At 62.2% G+C, this 26,122-nt stretch carries 22 protein-coding genes and 1 pseudogene; 12 read left to right on the top strand and 11 right to left on the bottom strand.

What is annotated here, in order from left to right; translation table 11 throughout:
• Positions 1–238: 238 nt before the first annotated feature.
• From BLQ92_RS33480 to BLQ92_RS33470, 3 genes are all read right to left on the bottom strand, one after another.
• Positions 239–1,393 carry a hypothetical protein gene (locus tag BLQ92_RS33480; RefSeq protein WP_090693047.1) on the bottom strand — a complete coding sequence of 385 codons (1,155 nt, stop codon included), beginning with the start codon at positions 1,391–1,393 and terminating at the stop codon, positions 239–241.
• Complete coding sequence (locus BLQ92_RS33475) at positions 1,394–1,645, bottom strand: helix-turn-helix domain-containing protein (protein ID WP_244896708.1); 252 nt, start codon at positions 1,643–1,645, stop codon at positions 1,394–1,396.
• A 124-nt stretch (positions 1,646–1,769) separates the two neighbouring features.
• On the bottom strand, positions 1,770–2,879 hold the full coding sequence (locus BLQ92_RS33470; RefSeq protein ID WP_090693039.1) for a hypothetical protein: 1,110 nt from the start codon (positions 2,877–2,879) through the stop codon (positions 1,770–1,772).
• Between the two features lie 140 nt (positions 2,880–3,019).
• Between BLQ92_RS33470 and BLQ92_RS33465 the strand changes: the two are divergent.
• Positions 3,020–3,202 (top strand): annotated as a pseudogene (locus tag BLQ92_RS33465) (bactofilin family protein); the annotation flags it as partial.
• A gap of 52 nt (positions 3,203–3,254) precedes the next feature.
• Here the strand turns inward: BLQ92_RS33465 and BLQ92_RS33460 are convergent.
• The 3 genes from BLQ92_RS33460 to BLQ92_RS33450 form a co-directional block, all read right to left on the bottom strand.
• Positions 3,255–4,055: a hypothetical protein gene (locus BLQ92_RS33460; RefSeq protein WP_090693037.1), complete on the bottom strand. Its 801-nt coding sequence runs from the start codon at positions 4,053–4,055 to the stop codon at positions 3,255–3,257.
• A 109-nt stretch (positions 4,056–4,164) separates the two neighbouring features.
• The gene (locus BLQ92_RS33455) at positions 4,165–6,234 is read right to left on the bottom strand and encodes a putative bifunctional diguanylate cyclase/phosphodiesterase (RefSeq protein WP_090693033.1); all 2,070 of its coding nucleotides are present in this window, start codon (positions 6,232–6,234) and stop codon (positions 4,165–4,167) included.
• Between the two features lie 87 nt (positions 6,235–6,321).
• Positions 6,322–6,786 carry a rhodanese-like domain-containing protein gene (locus tag BLQ92_RS33450; protein ID WP_090693029.1) on the bottom strand — a complete coding sequence of 155 codons (465 nt, stop codon included), beginning with the start codon at positions 6,784–6,786 and terminating at the stop codon, positions 6,322–6,324.
• 100 nt (positions 6,787–6,886) lie between these two features.
• Here BLQ92_RS33450 and ftrA point away from each other — a divergent pair, with 100 nt between their 5' ends.
• Positions 6,887–7,858 (top strand): transcriptional regulator FtrA, encoded by a 972-nt coding sequence (gene ftrA / locus BLQ92_RS33445; protein ID WP_090693025.1) that lies wholly within the window; start codon positions 6,887–6,889, stop codon positions 7,856–7,858.
• Here ftrA and BLQ92_RS33440 read toward each other — a convergent pair.
• Positions 7,855–8,922: a tartrate dehydrogenase gene (locus BLQ92_RS33440; protein ID WP_090693021.1), complete on the bottom strand. Its 1,068-nt coding sequence runs from the start codon at positions 8,920–8,922 to the stop codon at positions 7,855–7,857. The genes ftrA and BLQ92_RS33440 overlap by 4 nt on opposite strands.
• A gap of 116 nt (positions 8,923–9,038) precedes the next feature.
• Here BLQ92_RS33440 and BLQ92_RS33435 point away from each other — a divergent pair, with 116 nt between their 5' ends.
• Genes BLQ92_RS33435 through BLQ92_RS33425 form a run of 3 tightly spaced genes read left to right on the top strand, consistent with a single transcriptional unit; the run spans position 9,039 to position 11,744 of the window.
• Positions 9,039–10,013 carry a LysR family transcriptional regulator gene (locus tag BLQ92_RS33435; RefSeq protein WP_090693018.1) on the top strand — a complete coding sequence of 325 codons (975 nt, stop codon included), beginning with the start codon at positions 9,039–9,041 and terminating at the stop codon, positions 10,011–10,013.
• Positions 10,014–10,031: 18 nt separating this feature from the next.
• Positions 10,032–10,943 carry a hypothetical protein gene (locus tag BLQ92_RS33430; RefSeq protein WP_090693014.1) on the top strand — a complete coding sequence of 304 codons (912 nt, stop codon included), beginning with the start codon at positions 10,032–10,034 and terminating at the stop codon, positions 10,941–10,943.
• Between the two features lie 45 nt (positions 10,944–10,988).
• On the top strand, positions 10,989–11,744 hold the full coding sequence (locus BLQ92_RS33425; protein WP_341806789.1) for a bestrophin-like domain: 756 nt from the start codon (positions 10,989–10,991) through the stop codon (positions 11,742–11,744).
• Between the two features lie 142 nt (positions 11,745–11,886).
• Here the strand turns inward: BLQ92_RS33425 and BLQ92_RS33420 are convergent, their stop codons facing one another.
• Positions 11,887–14,061 carry a DUF6600 domain-containing protein gene (locus BLQ92_RS33420; RefSeq protein WP_090693006.1) on the bottom strand — a complete coding sequence of 725 codons (2,175 nt, stop codon included), beginning with the start codon at positions 14,059–14,061 and terminating at the stop codon, positions 11,887–11,889.
• Between the two features lie 421 nt (positions 14,062–14,482).
• Between BLQ92_RS33420 and BLQ92_RS33415 the strand changes: the two genes are divergently transcribed.
• Complete coding sequence (locus BLQ92_RS33415; protein WP_090693003.1) at positions 14,483–15,760, top strand: DUF2252 domain-containing protein; 1,278 nt, start codon at positions 14,483–14,485, stop codon at positions 15,758–15,760.
• A 32-nt stretch (positions 15,761–15,792) separates the two neighbouring features.
• Here BLQ92_RS33415 and BLQ92_RS33410 read toward each other — a convergent pair whose 3' ends face one another.
• Entirely contained in the window at positions 15,793–16,809 is a 1,017-nt protein-coding gene (locus BLQ92_RS33410) for a sterol desaturase family protein (RefSeq protein WP_090692999.1), read from the bottom strand.
• Positions 16,810–16,865: 56 nt separating this feature from the next.
• Positions 16,866–17,879 (bottom strand): YVTN family beta-propeller repeat protein, encoded by a 1,014-nt coding sequence (locus tag BLQ92_RS33405; protein WP_090692996.1) that lies wholly within the window; start codon positions 17,877–17,879, stop codon positions 16,866–16,868.
• Positions 17,880–18,082: 203 nt separating this feature from the next.
• On the opposite strand from BLQ92_RS33405, the gene BLQ92_RS33400 reads away from it, so the two are divergent.
• The 3 genes from BLQ92_RS33400 (at position 18,083) to BLQ92_RS33390 (ending at position 20,959) form a co-directional block, all read left to right on the top strand.
• The gene (locus tag BLQ92_RS33400) at positions 18,083–19,402 is read left to right on the top strand and encodes an Nramp family divalent metal transporter (RefSeq protein ID WP_090693123.1); all 1,320 of its coding nucleotides are present in this window, start codon (positions 18,083–18,085) and stop codon (positions 19,400–19,402) included.
• Between the two features lie 78 nt (positions 19,403–19,480).
• Positions 19,481–19,984 (top strand): GNAT family N-acetyltransferase, encoded by a 504-nt coding sequence (locus BLQ92_RS33395; RefSeq protein ID WP_175772372.1) that lies wholly within the window; start codon positions 19,481–19,483, stop codon positions 19,982–19,984.
• Positions 19,985–20,209: 225 nt separating this feature from the next.
• Positions 20,210–20,959 carry a glycosyltransferase family 2 protein gene (locus BLQ92_RS33390; RefSeq protein ID WP_090692991.1) on the top strand — a complete coding sequence of 250 codons (750 nt, stop codon included), beginning with the start codon at positions 20,210–20,212 and terminating at the stop codon, positions 20,957–20,959.
• 25 nt (positions 20,960–20,984) lie between these two features.
• Here BLQ92_RS33390 and BLQ92_RS33385 read toward each other — a convergent pair whose 3' ends face one another.
• Positions 20,985–21,992 carry a flippase-like domain-containing protein gene (locus BLQ92_RS33385; RefSeq protein ID WP_218133059.1) on the bottom strand — a complete coding sequence of 336 codons (1,008 nt, stop codon included), beginning with the start codon at positions 21,990–21,992 and terminating at the stop codon, positions 20,985–20,987.
• Between the two features lie 452 nt (positions 21,993–22,444).
• On the opposite strand from BLQ92_RS33385, the gene BLQ92_RS33380 reads away from it, so the two are divergent.
• From BLQ92_RS33380 to BLQ92_RS41195, 3 genes are all read left to right on the top strand, one after another.
• A complete protein-coding gene (locus BLQ92_RS33380) occupies positions 22,445–22,657 on the top strand; it encodes a hypothetical protein (protein WP_244106218.1) in 213 nt (70 codons plus the stop codon).
• Between the two features lie 296 nt (positions 22,658–22,953).
• Complete coding sequence (locus BLQ92_RS33375) at positions 22,954–25,338, top strand: ATP-binding protein (protein WP_090692984.1); 2,385 nt, start codon at positions 22,954–22,956, stop codon at positions 25,336–25,338.
• Between the two features lie 50 nt (positions 25,339–25,388).
• Positions 25,389–26,111 carry a methyl-accepting chemotaxis protein gene (locus BLQ92_RS41195; RefSeq protein ID WP_090692981.1) on the top strand — a complete coding sequence of 241 codons (723 nt, stop codon included), beginning with the start codon at positions 25,389–25,391 and terminating at the stop codon, positions 26,109–26,111.
• The last annotated feature ends 11 nt before the right edge of the window (positions 26,112–26,122 follow it).

The raw sequence follows: 26,122 nt of genomic DNA, 5'->3' as shown, positions 1-26,122 counted from the left end.
TCGAATACATAGGGAGATACACTCTTATTAGAGTCTTCCTAACCGGATGAGCGGTTGCGTCTGTCCACCGCAAGGCAACATGATGGCTGCGGTTTACCCGAGCGTGTGAATGGGCGATCGCCTTTCCAGAACTGGTAGGTGATGCGAACAGTGCAACAACGACTGAGCTTTCGTTGTCTCGTATGGCATTGATCGGTGTAGCGCCGGTTGCGTGAGTTGCAACCGGCGCACGCAACGATTACACGAGCGCTTCGGACTCGTCGGGATGATCCGGCGAGCCTTTGCCAGCGTCATCGACTTCGAGTGCTTCAACGTGCTGCGCAATCAACTCGTCCGATATTGCCCGACGACGAACTGGACGCATTCCGTCGAGGCACCGCTTTACGCTCGACTTGTGCCGGTCGACCAATTCGCCGATTTCGGCGAGCGATTTACCGGCGGCGCGGAGCTTCCAAATGAAGCGATCGCGCAGCGACTTTGCAATAAACGGTTCGAACGTCCGCACGTAGCCATCGTTAGTCAAGGTGACGTTGCAGATCACCTTGCCGTAGCCGAGTGCATGCATGTCGGCGAGCCGCAAAGCTTCGATGGAGAAGGCGAGATGTGCGCGGGGGTCCGGTTCGCACGCTTCTACCTCAAGGTATTCGTCGCAGAAGTCTTGAACACCCGGCCTCTGATCCTTGCTGGAGCCAACGATGAATAACAATACGTAGGCCGCGGCTTTCTCCGCTGTTGCTCGAATTTCGCACATACCCGCAATGAGATGCACTGACGACAACGATTCGCATGATTGAGCGAGCGTTACCCAGCTATTTTCGGCATCCTCGATGACGGGCAGCAGCGTGTTCAATCCTTCGTCGCTGCAGAAATTGAAATTCCGACGCAAACCATAGGCGTTAAAGGTTCGCGCCATCGCAGTCTTGGGAAATTTTTCCAATTCTGCGAGGGCGTTTAGCCCATCCACTTCTGAAGCGGCACCGGAGTGCAGGGACAGCATGAATTCGGCTTGAGGGGCAGGAGTGTCCGCGACGTTGCCAAAGTTCATGTACTGCACTTCGATTGCCGCGCGAGCATCTCGGAGCAAGTGCTTGTCGCGGATCACAACTGTCGCCAGTCCGGTCGACATCGGCTTGATGAAAGAACAGAGTGCATCGGCCGCATCGACACGAACCTTGTCGCTAGTCGAGGATGCTTTACTCTGCGCGCGGGTCGACTTGCCTGTCGTGGAGTTTGGCACTGAGGACTTCGTTTCGTTCGCAGCATTGCGACGTTGAATGGTGCCGTTTGGAGGCGACGCGCGATGCAGAGTCGGTTGTGTGGCTCGCGTCTTGTTTCTGCGAATCGGAATGTCGTCGTTACCGGCGATGCGTTTTTTGATAGCGGTGGAAGCCATTTACGCCTCCACCGTAGCGGGTACGCTACCAACACGCCGCTTGGCGATAAATGCATCGATGTCTTCACGGCGGTAACGCACGCAACGTCCGAACTTGTAGAAGGGCAATTCGTCGGAGAACTTACCGGTGAATCGCCATTGTGCAGGCGTATTTTCGGAGATGCAGAGCAACTCGGCGAGCGCGCGATCATCAAGAAATTCGTTTAGCGGCGCGCGCTGCATTGCGGAGGTTTGGGCAGTCGTTGCGGTCAAGTTCGGCTCCTGTTGAAGTTGATTGAACGTGACCAATGTATCGAGAACTCACTGCCGGTTCCAGGAGTATGGGGGGAGGGACATAATTCCCAAACGAATTCCAAGCACCTTTCTTTGCTTAACCTTAAGACATGCGCGCGTTAGTTCGTGCCACGTGTAGGTAGCCGCGTTCCGCGACTGAGAAGTGAGCCATTTCCAGCCACCGCGCGATTGTCTTTGGGTCGGCGTCGCGTGCGTCCCGTGTGAGAGGATTCAGGTCGAAGTATTGAGCAAGTGCGCGGCTCATCGGCTCGTAGAGGTCACCGTATGAAAAATTTTCAGAATCGCGACTTAGCTTGGCGACGGGGATAATATCTTGGGAACGAACGCCTCCCTCTTCAAGTTGGCGTACGAATAGACCCTCCTCCAGCGAAGCGATCGCGTCCGCCATGCGCAGTACGTAGTGAAGGGACTTCAGCCTGACTGGCACCCATTTCCACCCGGGGTTGGATACGGTTATCCCGGGTGCATTGGAAGATGGTTCGTCGCAAACGTCAATGGGTCTTCGACGTTCGAGCGAATACTGAGCTGTAGGGCTCTTCGAAACATCAATGAATTCTGTCACGCTCAAAGCGCCGTTGCGATTGCCTCCTTCGAAGAAGGCAGCGATTTGGCGTTGCAACGATTCAAGCTGTTCATCGAGGTTTCCGGTCAGGCTTATCCGAAACAGGACTTCGTGCGGCGCGGTGCATGCTGTGGTGCTTGAGAGGTCGTGTTCATTCAATAGCAGGATGGTGGGCGAATTAAGCACTTCGACTGTATTACACGCGAATAGCCAAGCCAGCTTGTTGTTCTTGTCGTGAATTTGTGAGCGGTCAATGATTTCAACGAATCCTTGATGCGGGGCCGCCAATATATTGACGCCCCACTCTTTGCGAACGTAGTCCTTGATGGGGTAGACGAAGTGTCCCGGGTGCCGTTCACGGTAGGTTTTGTAATTCACATCCTCCAGTATCGGAGCTGGGTCACAGATATAAGGCAGAAGTGAATCCATCGGGAAGGGGATCGCGGGGACGTCTGCGTACAATGCGCGCAACAGGCCAAACTCCAGTGCGTACTCGTTGCTTCGTCGCAGGAGTTCCCACGACCAGATGGACGGATCAAGCAGATCGGGAGCGGGGTATTGATCTTCATCGCGCCAGTCGGCGCGGCTGATGAAAAGTCGATGCTGGGCGGGGACGGAGTTGCTTGCCATTGGCGCGGTTCCTTATGGAAATCGTTCCAGATGGTAGCAAGGGAGTAGCAATACCACCATCACGCAATATTAAACCCAAAAAATATATAGTAACATATTGATTTTTATGAGTATTTAAAAAAGTCGTATTCAACGCACCCTTGATCGCCGATCACTTCGTCGAACTGCAGCCCAATGCGCACGTGACCGGCAACATCCATTACCAGCAACTGCGCATGGATTGCGGCGCCTCCGTGGACGGCAAGCTGACCCGGCGCGATCCGGCGCTGGCGCCTACCATGATCGGCCGCGACGCGGCCGAATCCGAGCCCCAACCGGTTTGAATTTGAGGGTGTGCGCAGCACCCGGTGTTGGGCCGCATCGCAACCCATGCGCTCAGGTGAGATCCGGTATGGACGTCCGCGAGAGCGGCGCGCTCTGATCGGGCAACTCAGGCTGTCCAGGCGCATCGTTGCGCAGCGCTGCATTGAGCGGCGCGGGCCGCTGGGCGGCTTCCCTGTCGAGATTCGCGAGCATCCCCTGTTCGGCGATCAGATGCTGCAAGGCCAGCACGATCAAACCGATGATCAACAGCAGATCGCCGAAAAACACCACCGCATAGACCGCCGAGGTGGTCTGTGGATTGCCCAGCAGGAGCGACAGGTTGGCGTGGTTCATCAGCACCAGCGTGAGCGGCACGACTGCATTGAGGCATGCAATCACGCTGGCGATCGCGACCAGCATGCGCGCCGGACCGAGATCCGGACGGCGCCTGCGGTACACCTCATAGAGCGTCAGCGCGCGGCACGGCAGGAAGAACAGCGTCAGCAGCGCGGCCCGGTACACGGGCGGCGCGTTCAGCTTATGCGCCAGCGCGAACAGCACGCAGAACAGTGCGGTGATCGCGCAGCCCATGCGTAGCGAGACGGTTGAGCCGAACAGCGCCCGCGTGCCGCTCCACACCAGGATGCGCGATTGCAGGCTCAGCACCGCGGTGGCGATCAGCAGCAGCCTGGTCGGCCATACCTCATGCAGACCAAAGCACGCGGCCGCTGCGCTCATCAGAAAGAACGCGGCGCTCCAATAGCGGAACGCCGCGACACGTTCAAAGATGCGCGCGAGTGCTGCGGAAACGATTGCGCTACAAAGGAACGTCATCAGGCAAAGCGAATTGAACGTCGCTACGTCGAATCTCATGAAATCTCCAGCGGGCAAAACCTGTCTGCTGCAACGCATCGGTAAGAAAGGGTTGCAGCCCGGCTTCGGCGGCTCGATTGAATTGCTGATCCGCCTGTCGACATACTGCCTAGACCATCGTCATCCGTTCCTTGAGCAACGCGCTGAAGGCGTCGGCCGCTAGCGGTTTGCCGAGTAGAAAGCCTTGCATCTCGTCGCACATCATGGCTTTGAGCTTGCCGAGCTGCGAGGCTGTTTCGACACCTTCAGCCACCACGTCCATGTCGAGTGAATGGGCCAGCGCGATGATCGCCGAGACGATCGCCGTACCCTCCGGACCGTGGTCATCCAGACCGTTGGTGAAAAACCGGTCGATCTTCAGTTGCTTGACGCGAAAGCGCTGCAGGTAGGCGAGGCTCGAGTAACCGGTGCCGAAATCGTCAATGGCGATTTCAAAGCCGCTTGCGTGAAAGTCGCGGATCATCTCGATCGTGCGCGGGGCGTCCTGCATGGCCACGGTTTCGGTGATCTCGAACATGATGCGGTCGCACTCCACCTGTTCGGCTTTCACGATCTCGAGCACACTCGCGACCAGGTTCGGTTGGGATAGCTGGCGCGGCGACAGGTTGATCGCTACCTTCATCGACGGGAGGCCTTCGTCCACCCAGCGGCGGATCTGCCGGCAGGTTTCGCGCACCACCCAGTAGCCGATCTGTACGATCTGGCCGGAGCGTTCTGCAATTGGGATGAACTCCATCGGCGTCAGCGCGCCGAGGATCGGATGGTCGAGGCGGATCAGCGCCTCGGCTCCCGCCAGCTCATTGCTGTCGCCGCGAAACTTGGGCTGGAAATTCAGCGTGAAATAGCCCGCGCTCAGCGACTCGTGCAGCGCATGCTGGATTTGCAACGTACGCGTTGCCGCTTCGTTCATGCTTGCTTCGAAGAACCGGTAGGTGCTGCGGCCCGCGCGCTTGGCTTCGTACATCGCGGCATCGGCGTGCTTGAGCAGCGTGTCGACAGCGTCACCGTCCTGCGGAAACAGCGCAATGCCGATACTCGGCATCACCTGCAACGGCTCGTTGTCGTTCCACACGCCTTCGCGCATGCGCTCGAGCACACCTTCCGCAATCAGGCCCGCGTCCTGGCGCGACACCAGATTCTCGGACAGCACCACGAACTCGTCCCCACCCAGCCGCGCTACCGTATCGGTGGCGCGAACGCAGGCCTGCAGGCGCTGCGCAAAGGTGACCAGCACCTGATCGCCGGCGGAGTGGCCGAGCGAGTCGTTGATGGTCTTGAAGCCGTCCAGATCCATGAACAGGATCGCGAACACGTTGTGGCGGTGGCGCGCCAGTTCGATGGCGGTGGCGACGCGCTCGGTGAGCGTGGTGCGGTTCGGCAGGCCAGTCAGGGTGTCGAGCGTGGCGAGGCGCACGATCTGACCGTTCAGGCTGGTGACGGCGCTGGCGAGGAAGGTGGTACGCGCGTCGAAGCGCGACAGCATCAGCGTGACGATCAGGATTGCAAAGGTGAAGAGGATCACGGCCGTGGCGAGCCACTCGGTATTGACGCCATCGGCGGCGCCGCAGATGGCGCCCGCCGGAAAGTGCGCTGCCGCCATGCCGGAATAGTGCATGCCGCTGATCGCTACCGCCATGACTAGCGCCGCGCCGGTGCGTGCACGCGTGACGTTGTGCTCGCCGTCGTCGCGCAGCCGGCGGGCGATCAGCAAGGCGGCCATCGAGGCGGCGACGGCAATCGCGATCGAGCCGGCGACCCACGACGGCTGGTAGTCGATCCCAGGCTGCATGCGCATCGCGGCCATGCCGGTGTAATGCATGCCTGCAATGCCGAGTCCCATCAACACACTGCCGGTCGCAAGATGCACCGGCGTCAACTGGGCACGGGTGGTGGCGAGCAGGGCCAGATACGACACCACCACCGCGATGGCGAGTGAATAGCCGGTCAGCGCGAAGTCATAGCCGAGCGGAATCGGCAGTGACAGCGCCAGCATGGCGATGAAGTGCATCGACCAGATGCCGACACCCATGGCGGCTGCGCCACCTGCCAGCCACGCATGCCGCAGGCGTGACGACGCCAGCAGCGAGATGCGTCCGGTCAGGTCGAGGGCGGTGTACGACGCGAGCGTCGCAACGACGAACGAGACCGCCACCAGCCAGAAGTTGTATGTGCCGAGCATGTTTAGTCCAGCCGTGTAAGGGGAGACGGCTCAACTGGTTATCGACCGCTGGCAGCATTTATTTAATCAAATCGCAAGGAAAAACGCTTAGTTCTCGCGTGGCCCCGCATCGGCATTGGGCGTGCTCAATTCGAAGCCTTCGTCTAGCCAGCCGGTGATGCCGCCGATCATCAGCTTCACCGGCCGCCCGAGTTGCGCGAGACGCAGCGCGCCGCGGCTCGCGCCATTGCAATGCGGCCCCGCGCAATAGGTGACGAATAGCGTGTTCTCAGGGTAATCCACGAGCTTCGAGGCGACGATCTTGCCGTGCGGCAGATTGATGGCGCCGGGGATATGTCCTTGCGTATACAACGCGGGGCTGCGCACGTCGAGCAGCACGAAACCGGGTTCGCCGCGGGCGAATGCGGCAAACACATCGGAGCAATCGGTTTCGAAACGCAACGATGCCTCGAAATGCGCGAGGGCCGCGGCGCTGTCGGCGGGTGCGACAGCCGTCACGGCGTTGATCGGAGCGAGTTCATTAGCGGCACTGAGTGGGTTGGCGGGCAACATTGGCGGGGCTCCTGTGCATGGGTTTGATGAGGCTTCATTGTTGCGGACGGCGTGAGCAGGCAGAAGTGGCGTAATCGTCAATCTCCGGTAACATCACGCCATGCAAGATCATCTCGTCGTTGCGCTGGTCTATGACCGGCTTTGTACCTTCGAATTCGGTTGCGTCACCGAACTGTTCGCGCTCGAGCGGCCCGAACTCGGGCGCGACTGGTATCGCTTTGCGGTCTGCGCGGCCGAGCGGGGGCCATTGCGCGCGGCGGGCGGCATTACTGTGACGGCGCCGTACTCGCTGCGGATGCTCGATCGCGCCGCGACGATCGTCGTGCCGGGCTGGCGCGATGCGGACGAAGAACCTCCCGCACCGTTGTTGGCGAAAATTCGTGCAGCCTACCGGCGTGGTGCGCGGCTCTGCTCGATTTGTTCTGGGGTGTTCGTGCTCGCGGCGGCCGGTGTGCTTGACGGCAAAGGCGTCACCACCCATTGGCGCTATGCCGACAAATTGCAGCAGCGCTATCCGCAACTACGCGTGCAAACGGATGCGCTGTATGTCGACGAGGGGCAGGTCATGACCTCGGCGGGTTCGGCCGCAGGGCTCGACATGCTGCTGCATCTGGTGCGGCGCGATCACGGCAGCGCGATCGCCAACCGGGTGGCGCAGCGGCTGGTGGTGCCGCCGCATCGCGAGGGCGGTCAGGCGCAGTTCGTGCCGCGGCCGATGCCGCAGGACGAGGGTGGCCGGGTGGCCAAACTGATGGACTGGGTGCGGGCCAATCCGGCCTTGCCGCATACCTTGGAGTCGCTCGCCGGGCGTGCAGCCATGAGTGCGCGCACGCTGCAACGCCAGTTTCACGACGCAACCGGAATGGCGCCGTACGAGTGGCTGGTGCGTGAGCGCGTGGCGATCGCGCGGGAACTGCTGGAGGCACAGCCGCCGATGCCGATGGCGCGGGTTGCCCAGGCGGCCGGGTTTGGCTCGGAGGAGTCGTTGCGGCGGCATTTCAGGCGCATCGCGCTGACGAGCCCTGGGGCGTATCGGAAGAAGTTTGGGGCGGAGGCGGGTGGCGGCGCCTAACCCCCAACCCGTGCGCACACCGCGGCGGTGACCTCTTCGGTCGTAGCCTCCCCGCCAAGGTCACGCGTATGCAACGCACGGTTCGCCGTCACCGCCTCGATCGCCGTCATCACCTTTCGCGCGGCCTCTGTCTCACCAAGATGCTCGAGCATCATCACAACCGACCAGAACGTCCCCACAGGATTGGCCAGCCCCTTACCCATGATGTCGAAAGCAGAGCCGTGGATCGGCTCGAACATCGACGGATAACGCCGCTCTGGATCGAGGTTCGCAGTCGGCGCGATACCAAGGCTGCCCGCCAGCGCCGCAGCCAGATCGCTGAGGATATCCGCATGCAGGTTGGTGGCGACCAGCGTATCGAGCGAAGCCGGACGATTGACCATCCGCGCCGTGGCCGCGTCGACCAGCTCCTTGTCCCATGACACATCGGGAAACTCCAGCGCGATTTGCGCGGCGATCTCATCCCACATCACCATGGCGTGCCGTTGCGCATTGCTTTTCGTCACCACGGTCAACAGCTTGCGCGGACGTGACTGTGCGAGCCGGAAAGCGAAACGCAGAATCCGTTCGACGCCCGCGCGCGTCATGATCGACACGTCGGTGGCCACCTCGATCGGATGACCCTGATGCGCCCGGCCGCCGACGCCGGCATATTCGCCTTCGGAGTTTTCCCGCACGATCACCCAGTCCAGATCCGCCGGCGTACAACGCTTGAGCGGTGCGTCGATACCCGGAAGGATGCGGGTCGGGCGGACATTCGCGTACTGGTCGAAGCCCTGGCAGATTTTCAGGCGCAAGCCCCACAGCGTAATGTGATCGGCAATCTGCGGATCGCCCGCCGAGCCGAACAAAATTGCATCCATGCCGTGTAAGGCGTCGAGTCCATCGGCCGGCATCATCACACCATGCTCGCGGTAGTAGTCCCCGCCCCAGGCGAAGTTTTCGAACTCGAAGCGAAAGTCCCGGTGTTGCGCAGCGAGCGCTTCGAGCACCCGGCGTCCGGCTGGCACGACTTCCTTGCCAATGCCGTCCCCCGGAATGGTGGCTATGCGATAGGTTCTCATGCTGCAGCGCTCCATAAAAATTCATCGGCGGATTGCATCGTAACGGCGCAGCCGGAGCAAAAAACGGTGCTAGACTCAAACCGCCTTTAACCGCAGGTTAAGAATCCGGTGCATCCATGACGTCCCCCATTCAGGCAGACGATCTGGCTTTCTTCTCGGTCCTCGCCGGCTGCGGCAGCCTGACTGCGGCAGCACGTGAACTGGGCCTGTCGACCGCAGCGGTCAGCAAGCACCTCATGCAGATGGAACTGAGGTCCGGTGTCGCGCTGGTGAACCGCACCACGCGGCGTATGAGCCTCACGCCCGAAGGCGAGCTCTATCTCACCCACGCGCGTCGCATTCTCGGCGAGATGGACGAACTGGCGCAGCTGCTCGGCGGCGCGCGCGCCATGCCCAAGGGGCTGCTGCGCGTCAACGCTACGCTTGGCTTCGGCCGCAGTCATATCGCGCCGGTCATCTCGCGTTTCGTGCGGGCCTACCCTGAAGTGGAGGTGCAGTTGCAGTTGTCGGCGGACCCGCCGGCGCTGAGCGACGACAGCTTCGATGTGTGTATCCGTTTTGGCGAGCCGCCGGATGCGCGGGTGATCGCACGGCGTATTGCGCCGAACCGGCGTCTGCTGTGCGCGGCGCCGTCGTACCTCGCGCAGCATCGTGCGCCGCGTAGTCCTGCCGAGCTCGCCCAGCACAATTGCATCGGCATTCGCCAGGGCGATGACGGCCACGCCGTATGGCGGCTCACGAACGGTCGCGGCGCGGCGCAGAAAACGCAAACGGTGCGGGTCAAGGGCAATCTCACCACCAACGACGGCGAGATCGCCGTACGCTGGGCGCTCGACGGCCACGGCATTTTGATGCGTGCCGAATGGGATATTGCCGGCTTTCTGCGCGATGGCACGCTGGTTCATGTGCTGCCCGAGTATCGAACCCCCGGCGCGGATATCTATGCGGTCTACTCGCCGCATCAACAACTTTCGGCGCGGGTTCGCGCATTCGTCGATTTTCTGTCAGCATCATTGGCGGGGCATGAACCCGTGCAGGCGCACTTGCGCGGCGGGCGCGCTCATGCAAGACATTCGTTATCGAATACGTAATCACCATCGCGTCCATCCATGCGTGCAAACTCTCTCGTCGCTGCTGCCATCGCTGTGCTAGTGCCGTCGCTCGCTGCCGCCCAGGCGTTCGATAGCGGCTCGCGCGCCGAGCTATACCGGCGCTATGTGCTGGCCGGCAAGGACGTGCAGTGCCGCACCAACGCCTCATGCGCGGCGCTCGGTGTCGAAGCGCTCGATGCAGGCCGCATCAAGGATGCGCAAGCGCTGGTCGATATGGAGTCGATGCTGGCGGACGCCGCCACCCTGCAGGCCGAAGAGGAGAATGCACCGAAGGCGATCAATTCGGCCCACGCGCGCGCGGCGATGGCGCTGATCCACCAGGGCGACGTGCAGGCCAGTCAGGGGGCGTTTTCGAATGCCCGCGCCTACTACCGCAGTGCCGCAAGCCGCGGCAAGGAAGCGCCCGACGACGCGATGCTGAACCGTGTCGTCGACGTCGCGCAACAACGTCTTGCGAGCATCGCAGACAAGCAGGTCGTGCAGGGCCTGCCCGCGTCCGGCGTGAGCTTTGCCCATTATCTGAAACTCGGCGCATGGAGCAGCGTGACGCTCACGCCCGTCAAGGGGCGTCATGGGGTTTACCGCCTCACCGCGGATTTTCTCTATCCGACGGTGAGCAGCAACGGCGCGCCGGTGGCAAGTAGCGGCGCGCTGGTGGCGAACGTGCGCTTCTTCGGCGGCATTGCGCGGGTGGCGGTCTCGGATGAACCGGCCGGTACGCTGCTCGAGGCCACCACGAAACTGGCCAACGTCGCTGCTTACGACGGGCACGCCGACAAATGCCTGCTGGAGTTCCGCCTCACCGAACCGGAGACGCTCGATGTCGCGACCCATGGTTCTGTGAACGCATGTGGCTTCGGTCCAAAGGTGACGGCCGATGGCCGATATTATCTAAAGACGGGCTCTTAAGCCTGTGTCCTGACTCTTTACCTGGGTGAGCGTATGCAGAATGCAATGGACTATCCATCGGTGGTCTTTTTGTCGTCGCTGGTGGCCATGTCACTGTCGGCATGGATTGGGGCAAGCCTGCTCAGAAAGGTGAAAGCGCTGACGGCAGAGTCGCGCGAAGACTTCAACGTAGTCCAGGCCGCGACGCTCACGCTGCTCGCGCTGATGATCGGCTTTAGCTTTTCGATGGCGGTGGGGCGCTACGATCAGCGCAAGAATTACGAGGAGGAAGAGGCCAACGCCATCGGCACGGAGTTCGTGCGCGCCGATCTATTACCTGCTGCCCAGGGACAGCAGGTGCGGGCCCTGTTGACGCGCTATCTCGAGCAGCGCGTGCTGTTCTACAAGACCCGCGATGCGCAGGAGCTCGCACAGATCAACGCGGCCACTAACGAGTTGCAGGGTGGCCTGTGGGCCGCAGTGCGCGAGGCCGCGACGGCCCAGCCGACCCCCATCGCCGCGCTGGCGGTGGCCGGTATGAACGACGTGCTGAACTCGCAGGGTTACACCCAGGCCGCGTGGTGGAACCGCATTCCGATCGCCGCGTGGGGGCTGATGGTGGCGATTGGGGTGTGCTGCAACTTGCTGGTCGGCTATGGCGCCCGCACGGCCAGAGTGGGACTGACGCTGCTGGTGGTATTGCCGGTGGTGGTGGCGACGTCGTTCGCGCTGATTGCGGACATCGACAGCCCGCGTGGCGGGATCATTCGCGTGAGTCCGATCAATCTGATCAGTACGGCGCAATCGTTGAACCCGCATTGAATCTGCATCGATTCGGGGTTGATTGCGGATAGCGGGGATGGTCTGCGGCGAGAGGGGAATGTACCGCCTGACGAGAGGCGCCAGGCGGCGCGTACGACTTGAGGCGACTGCCCGCGTACCAAAGCGGGCAGTCGCGACGCGCTTACTTCGGATGCTCGTCCTTATGCTCACCCTCCGGCTTGTGCTGCGGCGCCGGATGCTGCTGCGGGTGAGGGGGTTGCGCCGGATGCTGAGCCGGGTGCGGATTGGCATGCTCGGCCGGATGCGGGTTCGCGTGCGGCGCCGGAGCAGGCTGCTCTTCGTGTTGCTTCGGAGCGGCTTCCTCTGCACGCTGCGGTTCGGCGCCACCAGCTTCGGGCGCGTGCTGCGCTTCCGGCTGAGCGTGTTCGGGCCGCGCGTGCTCGGCTTCCGGTGCATGCGGCGCCTGAGCGTTGGCTTCGGCCGGCCGCACGTTGTGCTCTTCCGGTTGCGCATGCTCAGCTTCAGCTTGCGGACGCGGCGCGCCGTTTTCGTGAGCCTCGTTCGGATGCTGCGGCTCTTCGGCTTGCGGCTTCTGCGGTGCGCCATTCGGTGCGTGCACCTGCTCCTCCGCCGCGTTCGGGGCGCGACCCGCTTGCGCTTCGTTGCCATGTCCCGGTGCGCCTTGCGGGCCGACCGGATGAACTTCGGTACGGTTGATCACACGGAAGCCTCCCGGAGCGGCCGCGGCGCCTGGCGTGCCCGGATGGGCGACGGCAGCGAATGCCGCAGGCGCTGTCGTGCGCACCACCGGTGCGCCGACGCCTGCCACCTTGCCGCCGCTCGCGGCAAAGCGCTGCGCGAGCGTGTCGTGATAGGCCGCCGGCACGACCGGTGCGCGGGTCGCGACTACCTGACGCTGTGCGAGCGCAGCCGGGGCGCCGACATTAGCCGGCCGCAACGCGCCGGCAAAGCTCTGCTGAACCGGAGCGATGGCCGGTGCGCCAGCACCGATCTGTGCATGAGCGAGCGCCTGGGCATTGAACGGACGCGCTGCCTGCGCGACCGACTGGCCGCGCACGAACGCGTTCGCCGGCACCGCAGTGATGGCGCCCGGCGCGTTCTGGTTGATATACGTGTTGTGGATGTTGGTGACGTTGTTGATGATCGTCGTGTTGTGAACATTGGTGATGTTCACGTTGTTGATACGGTTGTAGTAGGTCGGGCTGTAGTGATACGCCGGATGCCACGGTTCTCCCGGTCCGAGCGCAAACCACGCCACGCCAGCACCGATCGCGCCGCCGATGGCCAGGTCGACGCCCCAATGCGCACCGCCGCCACCGCCGCCGCCGACGAAGGCCACCAGAGCAGGCGCATAGACCGGCGGCTGGGTCACGACAACCGGACCCGGCACCCATGCCCACGCACGGTCCACATACGCCCAACGGCCATAGTGGAAGGGAGCGAAGCCCCACGGCGCATCGTCCACCCACGTCCAGCCCCACGGGGCGATCCAGGCCCAGTGGCCCTCGTGATACGGCGCCCAGCCCGCCGAGACGGCGACCGTCGGCACCCACACTTCGCCGTATTTCGGGTCGTTGCGCCAAGTGCCGTTGGCGTCGAGGTCTTCATAACCGGGGATTTCGCGCGACACATAGCGTGCGGAGATCGAGTTGTCTTCCGCACGGTCGCGGCTTGCCACCCACTGGTCGAACGCGTCGAGTCCGGGTGCGGAACCGCCGGCCTGCTGCTGCAGATTGACGCCGACAAACTGGACCTGCTGGCCCGCGCTCATCTGGAACGAGCCGCCGTCGCCGTACAGCGTCGCGCTGCCGGCACGCACCGTGACGGTCGTCGAACTGCCGTCAGCCGCCACGTCAACGCGGAACAGTCCGGGCGCGGTGGCGACCAGCGCCACGTTCGGCGTGTCCACCTCGAAGTTCTGGCCGCCCGGCAGCGCGCGCACATGGGCGGACAGCGTGCCTTGCGTGACCTTCAACTGGGTGGTCGTGTCGTTGAGATTGACGATGTCGAGCGCGGTTTGCTGGTCGAGTCGCAGTGCGGTCGAGCCGGCGTGCAGTTCGGCGCGCGCATTGGCGTCGGCCCACAACTGGTCGCCGGTGGTCAGCGGGCGGTTCAGGACGGCATAGGACCAGTCGGTCTGGCCAGCAGGCTCCAGCGTCACGGTGCCGGCAAAGTAGTTCAGACGCGCGACGCGGTCGGGCGGGTCACCACCGGACACGGCTGCAGCGGGGGCCGTGGGCGACGGCACCTGGGCAGTGCCGGTGAGCGGAATCATGGCGAGGACGGCAGAGACTGAGATTGCGGTAGCGCGCAAGCGGTGGAAGGCTGTTGTCATTATCGGCTGCTCCGAAGGTTTCATTTTGTCAGGCCCAAAGGCGGCCTTTATGCGTACGTCCAACTGGCTAACGTGGCGAACATGGCAGCGGATGACATTCGCGTTGTAACCGGGACGCGAGTTTGCAACGAAATGTGAACTGTGCATAGAGGCGGCACACGTAACGCCGGCGCGGCCTTTACGGGCAGCAGGATTCATTCCTGTAAGGCCGAATCGCCTGCCGTGCGAGTTTGTAAGGGCATGCAATCATCATGTAATGCCGATGTGGGTGCCGCGCTGCGCGTGAGCTCGTGAGGTTATGCGCCACGAGTTGGGCGAGCCGCCAGCAAGGCGCGATTCGCTCACGCAGATGGTATGGTCGAAGCCTTGGCCGGCTCAGCTGGTGCTCAGTAAAACGTAAAAGCGTAAAAGGGAATTCCACATGATCGATATCGCCAAGGAGATCGCCGTCTTCAACGCAGGGCGGGAGCCCGAGCGTCTCGCGATGAAATACCAGCTCATGCGCACCTCGCCGTTTGTGTTCCTGCGCGGCACGTGTCACTTGTTCTATCAGCGCCTGCCTCATGGCAGTGTGCTTGAAGCGGCGCCGCCGGTGTGGATCTGCGGCGACATGCATCTGGAAAACTTCGGCAGCTACAAGGCCGACGACCGCCTGGTGTATTTCGACATCAACGATTTCGACGAGGCCTGTCTCGCGCCGAGCCTGTTCGAACTGATCCGCTTGCTGACCAGTGTGCTGGTCGGCGCGGCCGATCTGCGCGTGAGCCGCGCCGAAGCGCTGGCGCTCTGCCATACCGCGGTCGATGCGTACGCTGCGGCGCTGAGCTTCGGCAAGGCGCGCTGGATCGAAGCGGAAACCTCGGAGGGGATGGTGCGCGATCTGTTCGATGCGTTGAGCAAGCGCTCGCGCGTCGATCTGCTGAACCGGCGCACGGAGTTGAAGGGCAAGAAGCGGGTGCTGCGTATCGATGGCAAGAAGGCGCTGCCGGTAAGCGACGAGGCGCGCGCCGAAGTCACCGCGTTCATGAACGAGTTCACGAAGCAACAGCATCAGGTGGCAAGCTCGAATAATCCGAACCATTCGAACAATTCAAATGGCGCGGACAGCGCGGACTTTTACCGCATCATCGACGTCGCCCGCCGGGTGGCCGGCACGGGGAGTCTTGGCGTCGATCGCTACGTGATGCTGGTGGAAGGCAAGGGCTCGCCGGACGGCAACTTCCTGCTCGACTTGAAGGAAGCGTTGCCTTCGTCCGTGGCGCCGCGCGTCAAGACGAAGCAGCCCGAATGGGGCAGCGAGTCGCAGCGCGTGGTGGCGATCCAGCGGCGCAGCCAGGCGGTTTCGCAGGCCTTTCTGCATGCGGTGGAGTTCAGGCAGCGGCCCTATGTGCTACGCAGCCTGCAGCCCACCGAGGACCGCGTGGCGTTGAGCGACTGGGACGGCAAGCTGCCGCGCCTCGAAGCCGTCGTCAACACTATGGCGCAATTGAGCGCCTGGGCGCAGTTGCGCAGTGGCGGCCGGCAAGGCTCGGCGATCGCGGATGAATTGATTGCGTTCGGTTGCCGCAAGGACTGGCAGATGCCGCTGATCGAACTCGCGGTGCAGTGCGAGGCGCAGGTGATTGAAGACTGGAAGGCGTATTGCGCGGCGTACGACAGCGGCGCGTTTGGCGGGGTGTCCAACGTCGCGCCCAAGTGAAGCCGGGCGGAAATCCGCCCGGCGCAGGTACATCAGTTCGCTGCGTCGATGGTGCCCGGCGCATAAGCACGCTTGCCGCGCACGCGGTCGAAGATGCGGCCGAACGCCAGCCACTGCTGTGCAAGCAGGCCATTGCCATAGGGGCGGCCGTCGCCGTGCGGCGGCGGCAACTGATCGCGGATGCCGGTCGGTTCGACCGCCGGGTTCCACGACACCGTACGGAACATCATGTCCCACCACGGAAACAGCACGCCGAAGTTGCAGCCATAAGCCGTGCCTTCATGGCCGTAACCCACTGCGTGATGGCGGCGATGAAAGATCGGGCTGACGATGATGCGCTCGAGCAGCCAGCCATACGGCAGGCGCGCATTGACGTGCTGCACGCTCTGCATGAAGTTGCTGACGGCCACCAGCACCACGAACTGCGTGGGCTGCACGCCGATAAACAGTGAGATCGCCGCGAAGAACGCTGCCTGGATGATGTCGTCCAGAAAGTGATTGCGGTCGTCGTTCCACAACGACATCTGCTGCTGGCTGTGATGCACCGCATGCAGTTCCCACCAGACCCCGAAGCGATGCTGCCAGCGGTGATACCAGTAGCCGGCGAAATCGAGCACCACCAGGTAGATCAGGAACGAGACGATCGGTTGATCGGTGACGCCCGGCCAGAGACTGTCGATGTCGATGTTCGGGATGTCGTAGATCGAGATCAGGCTCTGCCAGTGATCGAACAACGGCTGGAGCATGAAAAAGAACGCAATATTGATGATGCCCAGCTTGGCGATCCACGTGTAGATCACGTCCGCGCGCAGCGCCTTGCGGTCCTTCCATTGCTCAATGGGACGCAGGGCTTCGAGCGGCCGCAACGCCAGATAGGTGACGATGATTTCGAGCACGCCGATGATCACCCAGTACAGCGCGTCATAGGTGTCCTCGTCGTAACCCATCAGGCCGAAGCGATAGAAGAACGGCTGCACGACATCGACATACAGCAGCGTCTGCAGCGCAGACACCATGTTGTCGAGCTGCGCGACGATTTCATGAAACATCAATCAGAATCCTCGTGAATGGCTAGTCAGGCAATGGCTGTTTCAACAGGCCGCGCTTAGTCCGGGTTCGGCGAAATCACCGGTGCGCGGTTGTCGAAATAGATGCCGTGCGGTGAGCGGCCCACTGCGATCGTGTCGACCAGCTTGCGCGTGGTCAGGTCGATGATGCCTACGTGCTTGGCGAAGCGAAACCCCACCCATAGATAGCGCTTGTCCGGAGTAAGTTCCATGTCGTCCGGTCCGGGCATCAGGCCGGTGATATCGCCGACGTTGGTCAGCGTGGTGTAGTCGATGATGCTGATGGTGCTTTCGACGCGATTCGAGACCACCACATGCTTGCCGTCGTCGAGGTTGCGGAAGTTGTGCGCGCCGCGGCCCGTGTGGATCTTCTTGACGATCTGCTGCTTGCGCCAGTCCACCACCGTCACGTCGTCCTCGCCGGTCATGCCGACCAGCAGGTACTTGTCGCCAGGCGTCATCCACAGACCCGCCGGTTCGTTGCCCACATGCATTTTCCAGAGCACGGTTTGCGTGGGCAGGTCGATAGCGGCGAGTTCGCCGGAGTCCTGCAGCGTCATGAACACGGTGCGGCTGTCCGAGGCGAACGTCATGTGGCTCGGCGTCTTCGCGAGCGGGATATGCTTGACGAGCGTCATGTTGGTGCCGTCATAGCGGTAGATGTCGGCGCGATCCATGCGCAGCGCAGCCGTGACAAACCACTTGCGATCCGGCGAGAAACCCAGTTGGTACGGGTCTTCGATATCTTCCACCGTGCGCTGCACCTGGCCGGTGTGCGGGTCGAGGAACATCAGGTTGTTCGAGACGGAATCGGCGACGATCAGCGACTTGCCGTCCGGCGTGATCATCAGATGGTGCGGTTCTTTGCCGGTCGGCTCGGTGCCGACCACTTTGTGGGTGGCTTCGTCGATCAGCGAAAGTTCGGACTCGCCCGAGTCGAGCACGATGACCCGGTCGGCGGCGTGAGCGGTGTTCAGATGGCCAATCAGGGAGAAGACGACCGCGGCGGATAGGGTTGCTCTCGAAAGGAATGTAACCGGCGAGTAAGGCATTCTGTAAAGTATCCGAAGGTGTAAAGCGACACCGAAAAGCTGTGCCTTCATGGAGTGCAGCGTGGCTGCCCAACGTTTAACGCCTCGTGCGTGGTTTTCGATGACGCACGTTTTCGGCAAATGTGAGAAATTAGCACGCGTGGGCCGATCAAATGCCTGCGGATCCGATCTTTTCTGATCCGCGGCAATCCGACGAGGCACCGATGGACGAACGCGTTCGCGACAAAACCGCTTCCGGCACCATCACCGGGCGGACCACCCAGGCAATCCGTGAGGTGCTGGAGGGCCGCCGCCGCGGCATGGGCATGATGCTGCCGTTTGCGGGGCCGGCCGTGGTCGTCTCGGTCGCCTACATGGATCCGGGCAACTTCGCGACCAATATCCAGGCCGGGGCCCGTTACGGCTACGCCTTGCTATGGGTGGTCCTGCTCGCCAACGTCGTGGCGATGCTGTTTCAGGCGCTCTCGGCCAGGCTCGGTATTGTCACGGGCCGCAATCTCGCCGAATTATGCCGTGAAAATTTTCCGGCGCCTCTTGTCTATGCCATGTGGGTAGTGAGTGAAATTGCCGCAATGGCCACCGATCTCGCCGAATTTCTGGGTGGTGCGATCGGCCTTGCGTTGCTGTTTCATATGCCCTTGCTGGCCGGCATGATCGTGACTGCTATCGTCACGTACGGCCTGCTGCTGTTCGAGAAGGCCGGCTTCCGGCCCCTCGAACTCGCAATCGGCGCGCTGGTCGGCATCATCGGTCTGTCCTATCTGGCGGAGCTCTTCATTACCCCGGTGGCGTGGACGAGCGTGTTCGGCCATCTGTTCAAGCCGCAGTTGCCCGATGCGGACGCCGTGACGATCGCGGTCGGGATTATCGGCGCCACGGTCATGCCGCACGCGTTGTTTCTGCATTCGGGACTCACGCAAAACCGCGCGACCGCCCGCAACGAAGGCGAGCGGCGTACGCTGCTGCGATTCTCGAATATCGAAGTGGTGATCGCGCTAACCATTGCGGGCCTGATCAACATGGCGATGGTCATCATGGCGTCAGGGGCCTTTCACGCCGGGCATCCCGAGGTCGCCGAAATCGAATCGGCCTATCACACGCTTGCGCCGTTGCTCGGCATCGGCGCGGCGGGCATTTTCCTGCTCTCGCTGATCGCCTCGGGCATCTCCAGTTCGGTGGTCGGTACGATGGCGGGGCAGATGATCATGCAGGGCTTCGTCGGCTTTCAGATTCCCTTGTGGCTGCGCCGCGTCATCACGATGGCGCCCTCGTTTGTCGTGGTTGGATTAGGGGTCAATGCGACGCATGCTCTCGTCATCAGCCAGGTGGTGTTGAGTTTTGCGCTGCCTGTGCCGATGGCCGCCCTGGTCTGGTTCACCTGCCGCCCGCAGGTGGTGGGCCGCTATCGCAGCGGGCTTGCCATGACGATCGCCGCGGTGGTGTCGGCGATCGCGGTGCTGGCGCTGAACGTAGTGCTGTTGCTGCAAACCTTCGGTGTCGATGTGCCGGGACTGCCCAGTTGAGGACGGTAGAACCGCGAGTGCGGCGTGGCCCGGCACGGCATGGCTCGAGCGACGAATTCTTATAGAATCGGCCTCACCATGAAAACAAACCTGGAAATAATCACACGCGAGGCGACGGCTGGCGACCTCGGCGGCATCAGCGAGGTTTTTCTCAGGGCACGCAAAGAGTTGATGCCCTTCGCACCGCTCGCACATTCCGATTACGCGGTGTGCCGCTGGATCGCGGACTGGTTGATCCCGACGGGTGGCGTGAGCGTGGCGACCGATGCACAAGGCTTGATCCTGGGGATGATGGCCACTTCCGAAGCCGATGGCGTGTTGTGGCTCGATCAACTCTACGTTTCGCCGCCGTGGGTCGGTCATGGCATCGGCGCGCGCCTGCTTGCCTTGGTGATCTCGAACACGCGTTTGCCGGTGCATCTGCATTGCTTTGCCGAGAACGCGCGCGCTCGCCAGTTTTACGAGCGGCACGGCTTCGTCGCGATTGCCTTCGGCGATGGCAGCGACAACGAGGAAGGCTGCCCGGATGTCGTGTATGCGTTGCAACCCGCGCCGCAAATAGACGGGTGTGAGTCGTCCTGACAGGACGCTGTTTGGAGCGCAAAAATCGCGGCTTTGTCATGCGCAGGACTTCTTGTTGTGATCCCCTGCTGCGCAGTCCCGAAACAGATGACATGACCGCCAAGCGCGGTCAGAATCGGGTGTTCGCCTCATCCTGAAGGCCACTGTTTGCGCGCTTGCCGTTGGCGATTTGTTTGCTGGCGCGTGACCGGGCTGCCCCTCTCCCGCACTACGACGACTATTTCTATGCCATCCAGAGGTCACCGAGTTTCGTGCGTCATTTGCGCCTACAACGAAGCGCCGCGCATTGCGGCTGTGCTGGCAGTGGCGTCGGTTCATCCGCTGCTCAGCGAAGTGATCGTCGTCGACGACGGCTCGACTGACGGCACCGCCGACGTGGTCAGGCGTTTTCCTTCGGTCAGGCTGATCGAATGCGCAGAAAACGGCGGTAAGAGTGCGGCCATGGCAGCCGGTATCGCCGCTGCCGAAAGCGAATGGCTGATGCTGCTCGATGCCGATCTCAAGGGCCTGGCGCCGGAGCATATCAGCGCGCTCGCGGCACCCGTGTTGAGCGGCCGCGCAGACGTCAGCCTGAGCCTGCGGCAAAACAGTCTGCTGATCTTTCGCTTCATCGGCCTCGACTTCGTGTCCGGCGAGCGTGTCGTCAGGAAGCAGTTGCTCGACGAATCGCTCAAGGAAATCCATGGCTTGCCGCGCTTCGGCATCGAGGTGTTCATGAACCGGCGCATCATCGCGCGCCGGCTCGCGATTGCGGTGACGCACTGGCCACACGTCACGCAAGCCCGCAAAACCGAAAAGCTCGGCTACTGGAAGGGGGTGCGCGCGGAGTGGCGCATGATTGCGGACCTGCTGAAGGTCACCTATCCGCTCGCGCTGATTTCACAAACGCTGCAGCTATTTGCGTTGCGCGTCGATCATCCAGGGCGCGCGCGGCTTTCTGTGCGCATCAGGAAGCCGCGCGACACGGCGGCTTGAGGCGCCTCCCGCCGGCTCGCCACCTCTACTGAGCCATCGGCAAGCCGGCGCGGCGCCGCCATGCAAGCGCGATAAAACCTGCGGCGCCAAGCAGCAGTGGGCAATAGAGCGTCGCGAAACGCCATAGCACCAGCGCTGTCGCCATCGCCGCACGCGGCACCCAGGGCGCGAACGCGGCCGCGAGCGCGAGGTCGCCACCACCTCCGCCGGCGGGCACACCGGTCCAGAGCGCAGCGTGCAACACCACGGCTTGCACGGCCAGCACAAAACCGAGCGGCAACCGGTAACCGAGTTCCTGCAGAATGAACCACAGTGCGCTGTAACGCAGCAGCCATTGCAGCGTGGTCAGCAGCAACAGTGCAGCGAGACGCCAGCGCGGTCCGGTGAGCAGCAACTTCCATTGTTGGCCCACGCTTTGGCGAAACCTGTTCCAGCGCGCGCGCCGGGCCCGCAACCACAGAATGCGGCGGCCGGCAGCGTCCAGTGCGGCGGCCGCCGGCCGTCGGCACAGCCATAGCACGAACCCGATGAGCGCAACGCCCGCCAGCGTGCCGAGGACGGCCGACAGCGGGAAATTCGGTGTGACCTGTGTGAGGGGGCCGAGCGCGAGCAGCAGCGAGATCGGCACGGCGATGGCGAAGAACGTCAGGTCGAGCGCCTGGTCGGCGCCCACCACGGTCGTGGCGAGGGCCCACGACGCCCCGGCGCGCTGCAGCAAGCCCATATTCACGCCATAGCCGGCCGCTCCCAGCGGCGAGACGAGGAAGGCGAAATCGGTGACGACGGTAATGGTGAAGGTACGCACGAAGCGCAGCCGCAGGCCGAGTGCCGTTTGCATGAGGTGCAGCTTGCCGGCCTTCGCCGCGGCGCTCAACGCGGCGCTTGCCGCCAGCACCGCAAAGATCTGCAACGAGATGTTGCGGATGCCCGCAAACACCGCATGCACGCCAAGGATGAAGGGGGCCCCCATGGCCAGTGCCACGCCGAGCACGGCGAGTATGGTGGCTGCATGACGGACATGGAGCCGGGTCACCCGCTTCGCCCCGGCGGGCGCGGCGGCAGGGGGCGCGGAGCCGGCGGCGTGCACGCGCGGGTCGTCAGGAATCGGAGTTCGCAAGGGCGTAAATTAAGCATGCGGAAGGCAGGATCGTGACAGTCAACGTGACCACCCAGGTGAGTGCGATATGCGACAGCATGGCGTCTTGCACATCTCGGCCGCTGGCTCTCATTGTGCCCGTAATATTCTGGTGACAATCTTTGCTGACAATTGTGCGAGAAGAGTTTTGCGTGTCGATGACAGACGCATGACCCGGGCAAGGGTCTTCGATCTGACGCGGCGCGCGTGCCGCCGGGGTGGGCGAGCAAGCGATTCGCCGAGCAGTTTTGCGGGTGCCGTCTATTGCATGGGATGGCATATTTAATCGTATGTTATCGCTTGAGGACCGTTTGAATCACTTTGCTAAATCGATATCAATGCATTCGCAGATGCATCGAACCGTAGAAGAGTTGTCCTTTGCATTTGTGGTTCTGCTGAACCAGCCGCTCGCGAGAGTCGAGGCGGCGAATCGCTTTGAGCGATTATGGAATGAGACCAACGAGGCCGCGAGTGCGAGCCTCGGTACCGAGCGTGCCGTTAGCTATATCGCGCTGCTTAAAGACATGGACGCGAGATGGCGTCGCCTCAAGGTGCTCAACTAGCTTGCAAAGGGGAGCGCCTACGAGCGGTCCGTCCAGGTGGCGGACGTTAACGGCATTAATTTAGAAGACTTTAGGAAATTTTTTATTCAAATGCCGCGTATTTGGAATCCGCAACAATAAGACACTATTTGTTGCGGATTCCTTAGGCCTTTATATCGGGGCTCTATCTTTAGTCATCGATCGGTCACATACCATCCCCGATAATCGTGGCGCTCGACAATTCGACCAACTTCACAAGGTCGGGCGGCTCTCATGAAGAGCACGACACGCACGTTAGATCCCGGGGATTTGCACAAATGACTATCCGTCATCGCATTACGCTATTGGTAATTCTGATGTTCGTCGCACTGTCCGCCATTGGCGGCTATGCGGTCTACCAGACCCGGCACAGCGCCGCCGAGGTCAAGCAGGTGACGGAAGGGGTCGTGCCTAGCGCATTGGCTTCCGCCGATCTGGTCTCCCAGGTCAAGGACGTGCAGCTCGCGATCATGACGCTGGTCTATGCGCCTGACGGCAACGTTGTCGCCCAGGCACAGGACGAACTCAAGAAGAAGAAAGCTACATTGCAGCAGGCGCTGGCACTGCAGGCGCACGATGCCGCAAGCCACGCGCAGAAGGGCCTCGTATCGCAGGCAGCCGATAGCCTCGAGAACTATTTCTCGGCCATCGACGACACGGCCAAGATGAAGGCCGACGGCAAGAACGATCTGGCGCAAGCGTATCTGTTCGCAAACGTGGCCCAGTACCGAGACGAACTCGAGGGCATCGTCGAGACGCTGCGCATCGAGAAGAACCGCGAGAAGGACGAGGCCATCACGACGCTGAACGGCACGCTCGCCACGACCACCACCGCGATTGCCATCGTCACCGGCATCGCCATCATTCTGCTGACCTCGATCGGTTCGCTGCTGTATCGCCAGATTACGCGGCCGCTCACGCGCATGCAGGAAATGATGAGCGAGATCGCTTCCAGCCAGGACTTTACGCGCCGCGTGCCGGTGGGCCGGATGGACGAAATCGGCCACTCGATCGTGGCGTTCAACGGCATGATCGAAAAGATCCAGGAAAGCTCGCTGCAGCTCAAGCAGAAGACGGCCGACATTCAGGCGATGTTGCAGAACATGCAGCAAGGCATTCTGACGGTGGTGGAAGGCGCGGTGATCCACTCGGAGTACTCCGCGTATCTGGAAGCGATCTTCGAGACCAAGGACATCGCCGGCCGCAGCCTGATGGATCTGGTGTTCGCGGACACCGATCTCGGCGCGGACATCCTTTCGCAAGTCGATGCTGCGAGCTATGCATGCCTCGGCGAAGACGCGATCAATTTCGCCTTCAACGAACACCTGCTGGTCACCGAAATCTCGAAGCGCATGCCCGATGGCCGCGTCAAGATTCTCGACCTGAACTGGTCGGCGATTACCGATGATAGCGACATGATCGTGCGCCTGATGCTGTGCGTGCGCGACGTCACCGAACTGCGCAAGCTGGCAGCCGAAGCCGGCGAGCAGAAGCGCCAACTGGAAATGATTGGCGAAATTCTCGCGGTGAGCGAGGAGAAGTTCCATCACTTCATCGAAAGCTCAGCCGGCTTTATCAACGAGAACGAGCGCATCATCCGCCAGCATTCGCAAGCCGACCGCGAAGCGATTGCCGAGTTGTTCCGCAACATGCACACCATCAAGGGTAACGCGCGGACCCACAACCTGCAGCACCTGACCAACATCGTGCACGAGACCGAGCAGCGCTATCACGAGTTGCGCCACTCGGAAGAAGCCCACGAGGCGTGGGATCAGGACAGCCTGATGCAGGAACTGGCACGGGTGCGGGCAGCCGTGGAAAGCTACGCGACGATCAGCGAGGTCAGCCTCGGCCGCAAGGGTGCGAGCCGTCGCGAGAGTGCCGAGCGTTTCCTGATGGTCGACATCGCGCATATCCAGGAGAGCCTGCGCCTGCTCGAAGCCGCTAAGGCCGACGATCTGCACGCGCTGCAGACGATGCGCGCGAACGTGCGGCAAGCCTTGCGCCTGCTGGGCACGGAAAGCGTGGGCGAAGCGCTGTCCGGCGTGTTCGAGTCGCTGCCGTCGCTGGCGCATGAGTTGGGCAAGGAAACGCCGGCCGTGCATATCGACGACAACGGCTACCGTTTGCGCCGTGAAGCGGGCGGCACCTTGAAGAACGTCTTCATGCACCTGCTGCGCAATTCCGTGGACCACGGTCTCGAGGCCGCCGATGTGCGTACCGCACAAGGCAAGCCGGCTGCGGGTGCAATCAACATCGACGTCGGTGTGGACGCGGGGGCGATGCAGATCACCCTCAGCGACGATGGCCGCGGCCTTGCGCTCAAGCGGATTCGCGGTATGGCGGTAGAGAAGGGCTGGATCACGGCTGACCAGTCGCTGAGTGACGAGGAAGTCGCCGAAATGATCTTCCGTCCGGGCTTCTCGACAGCCGATAAGGTAACCGAAGTATCGGGCCGCGGCGTCGGCATGGACGCGGTGCGCGACTTTCTCAAGCGTGAGCATGGCAGCATTGCCCTGCGCTTCACCGACGACCACAAGGGCGCGGACTTCCGCCAGTTCCAGACCATCGTGAGCCTGCCGGAAACCCTCGCGGTGGACACCGCCGGTATCGGCACGCGTGGCGATGCAGACGAACTGCAACTCGATACGATGGCTGATTGAGCGGCTCACTCACCCCTCATCGTTGCGATGGACACTCGGAAGGATTGGTTGTGATTCAACAGTACCTAGTAGCCGCACTGGCAGGCAGCGTCGTCACCGCGCTCGTGGCGCTGGCCGCACATCGATTGGCGAGCGCCAAGACGCTGCAGCGCCTGCGCTCCGAAGCGGATCGCCAGGCAGAGGCGCTTGACAAGGCAAGCGCCGAACAGGGTCAGCAGATCGCGCTGCACGAGCAGCAAAAGCTGGATCTGGAAGCTATGCTTGCGCAATTGCGCGACGAACTGAGGACCCAGGCAGAGAGCACCGACGAAGTGCGCGCGGAACTGAAAGCCGCGCTCGACGGCAAGGAACAACTGGCGCATAAGGCCGCGCAGCTAGCGGCCGAGGCGGCACGCCTCAAGGGCCTGGCCGGCACGTTCGAGCGCTGGCACGAGCAGATGATCTCGCTGATGACGCAGAACCAGGACATGCACGCGAAAAACCGCGAGCTGTCGTCGATTGTCCGCCATGTGGTGATCGTCTCGCTGAACGCGTCGATCGAGGCGGCCCGTGCGGGAACGGCAGGCCGCGGCTTTGCGGTGGTGGCGAGCGAAGTGCGCTCGCTCGCTGCGCGCTCCGAAGAACTCTCGAAGAGCTACCGCGATAGCCTGCACCGCAACGACCTGACTACTACGGCGACCTTCCAGGACATCCAGGCGGGCGGCAAGATGATTACCGCCTCGCTTTCCAGCGTCGAGTCGCTGGCGAACCAGTTTCAAGCAACGCTCCACTAGCAGGCCTCGAC

The organism is Paraburkholderia phenazinium (genome assembly GCF_900100735.1).
GTDB classification, from domain to species: domain Bacteria; phylum Pseudomonadota; class Gammaproteobacteria; order Burkholderiales; family Burkholderiaceae; genus Paraburkholderia; species Paraburkholderia phenazinia.
The sequence above is the reverse complement of the archived record's forward strand: the minus strand, read 5'-3'. Positions and strand labels throughout refer to the sequence as shown.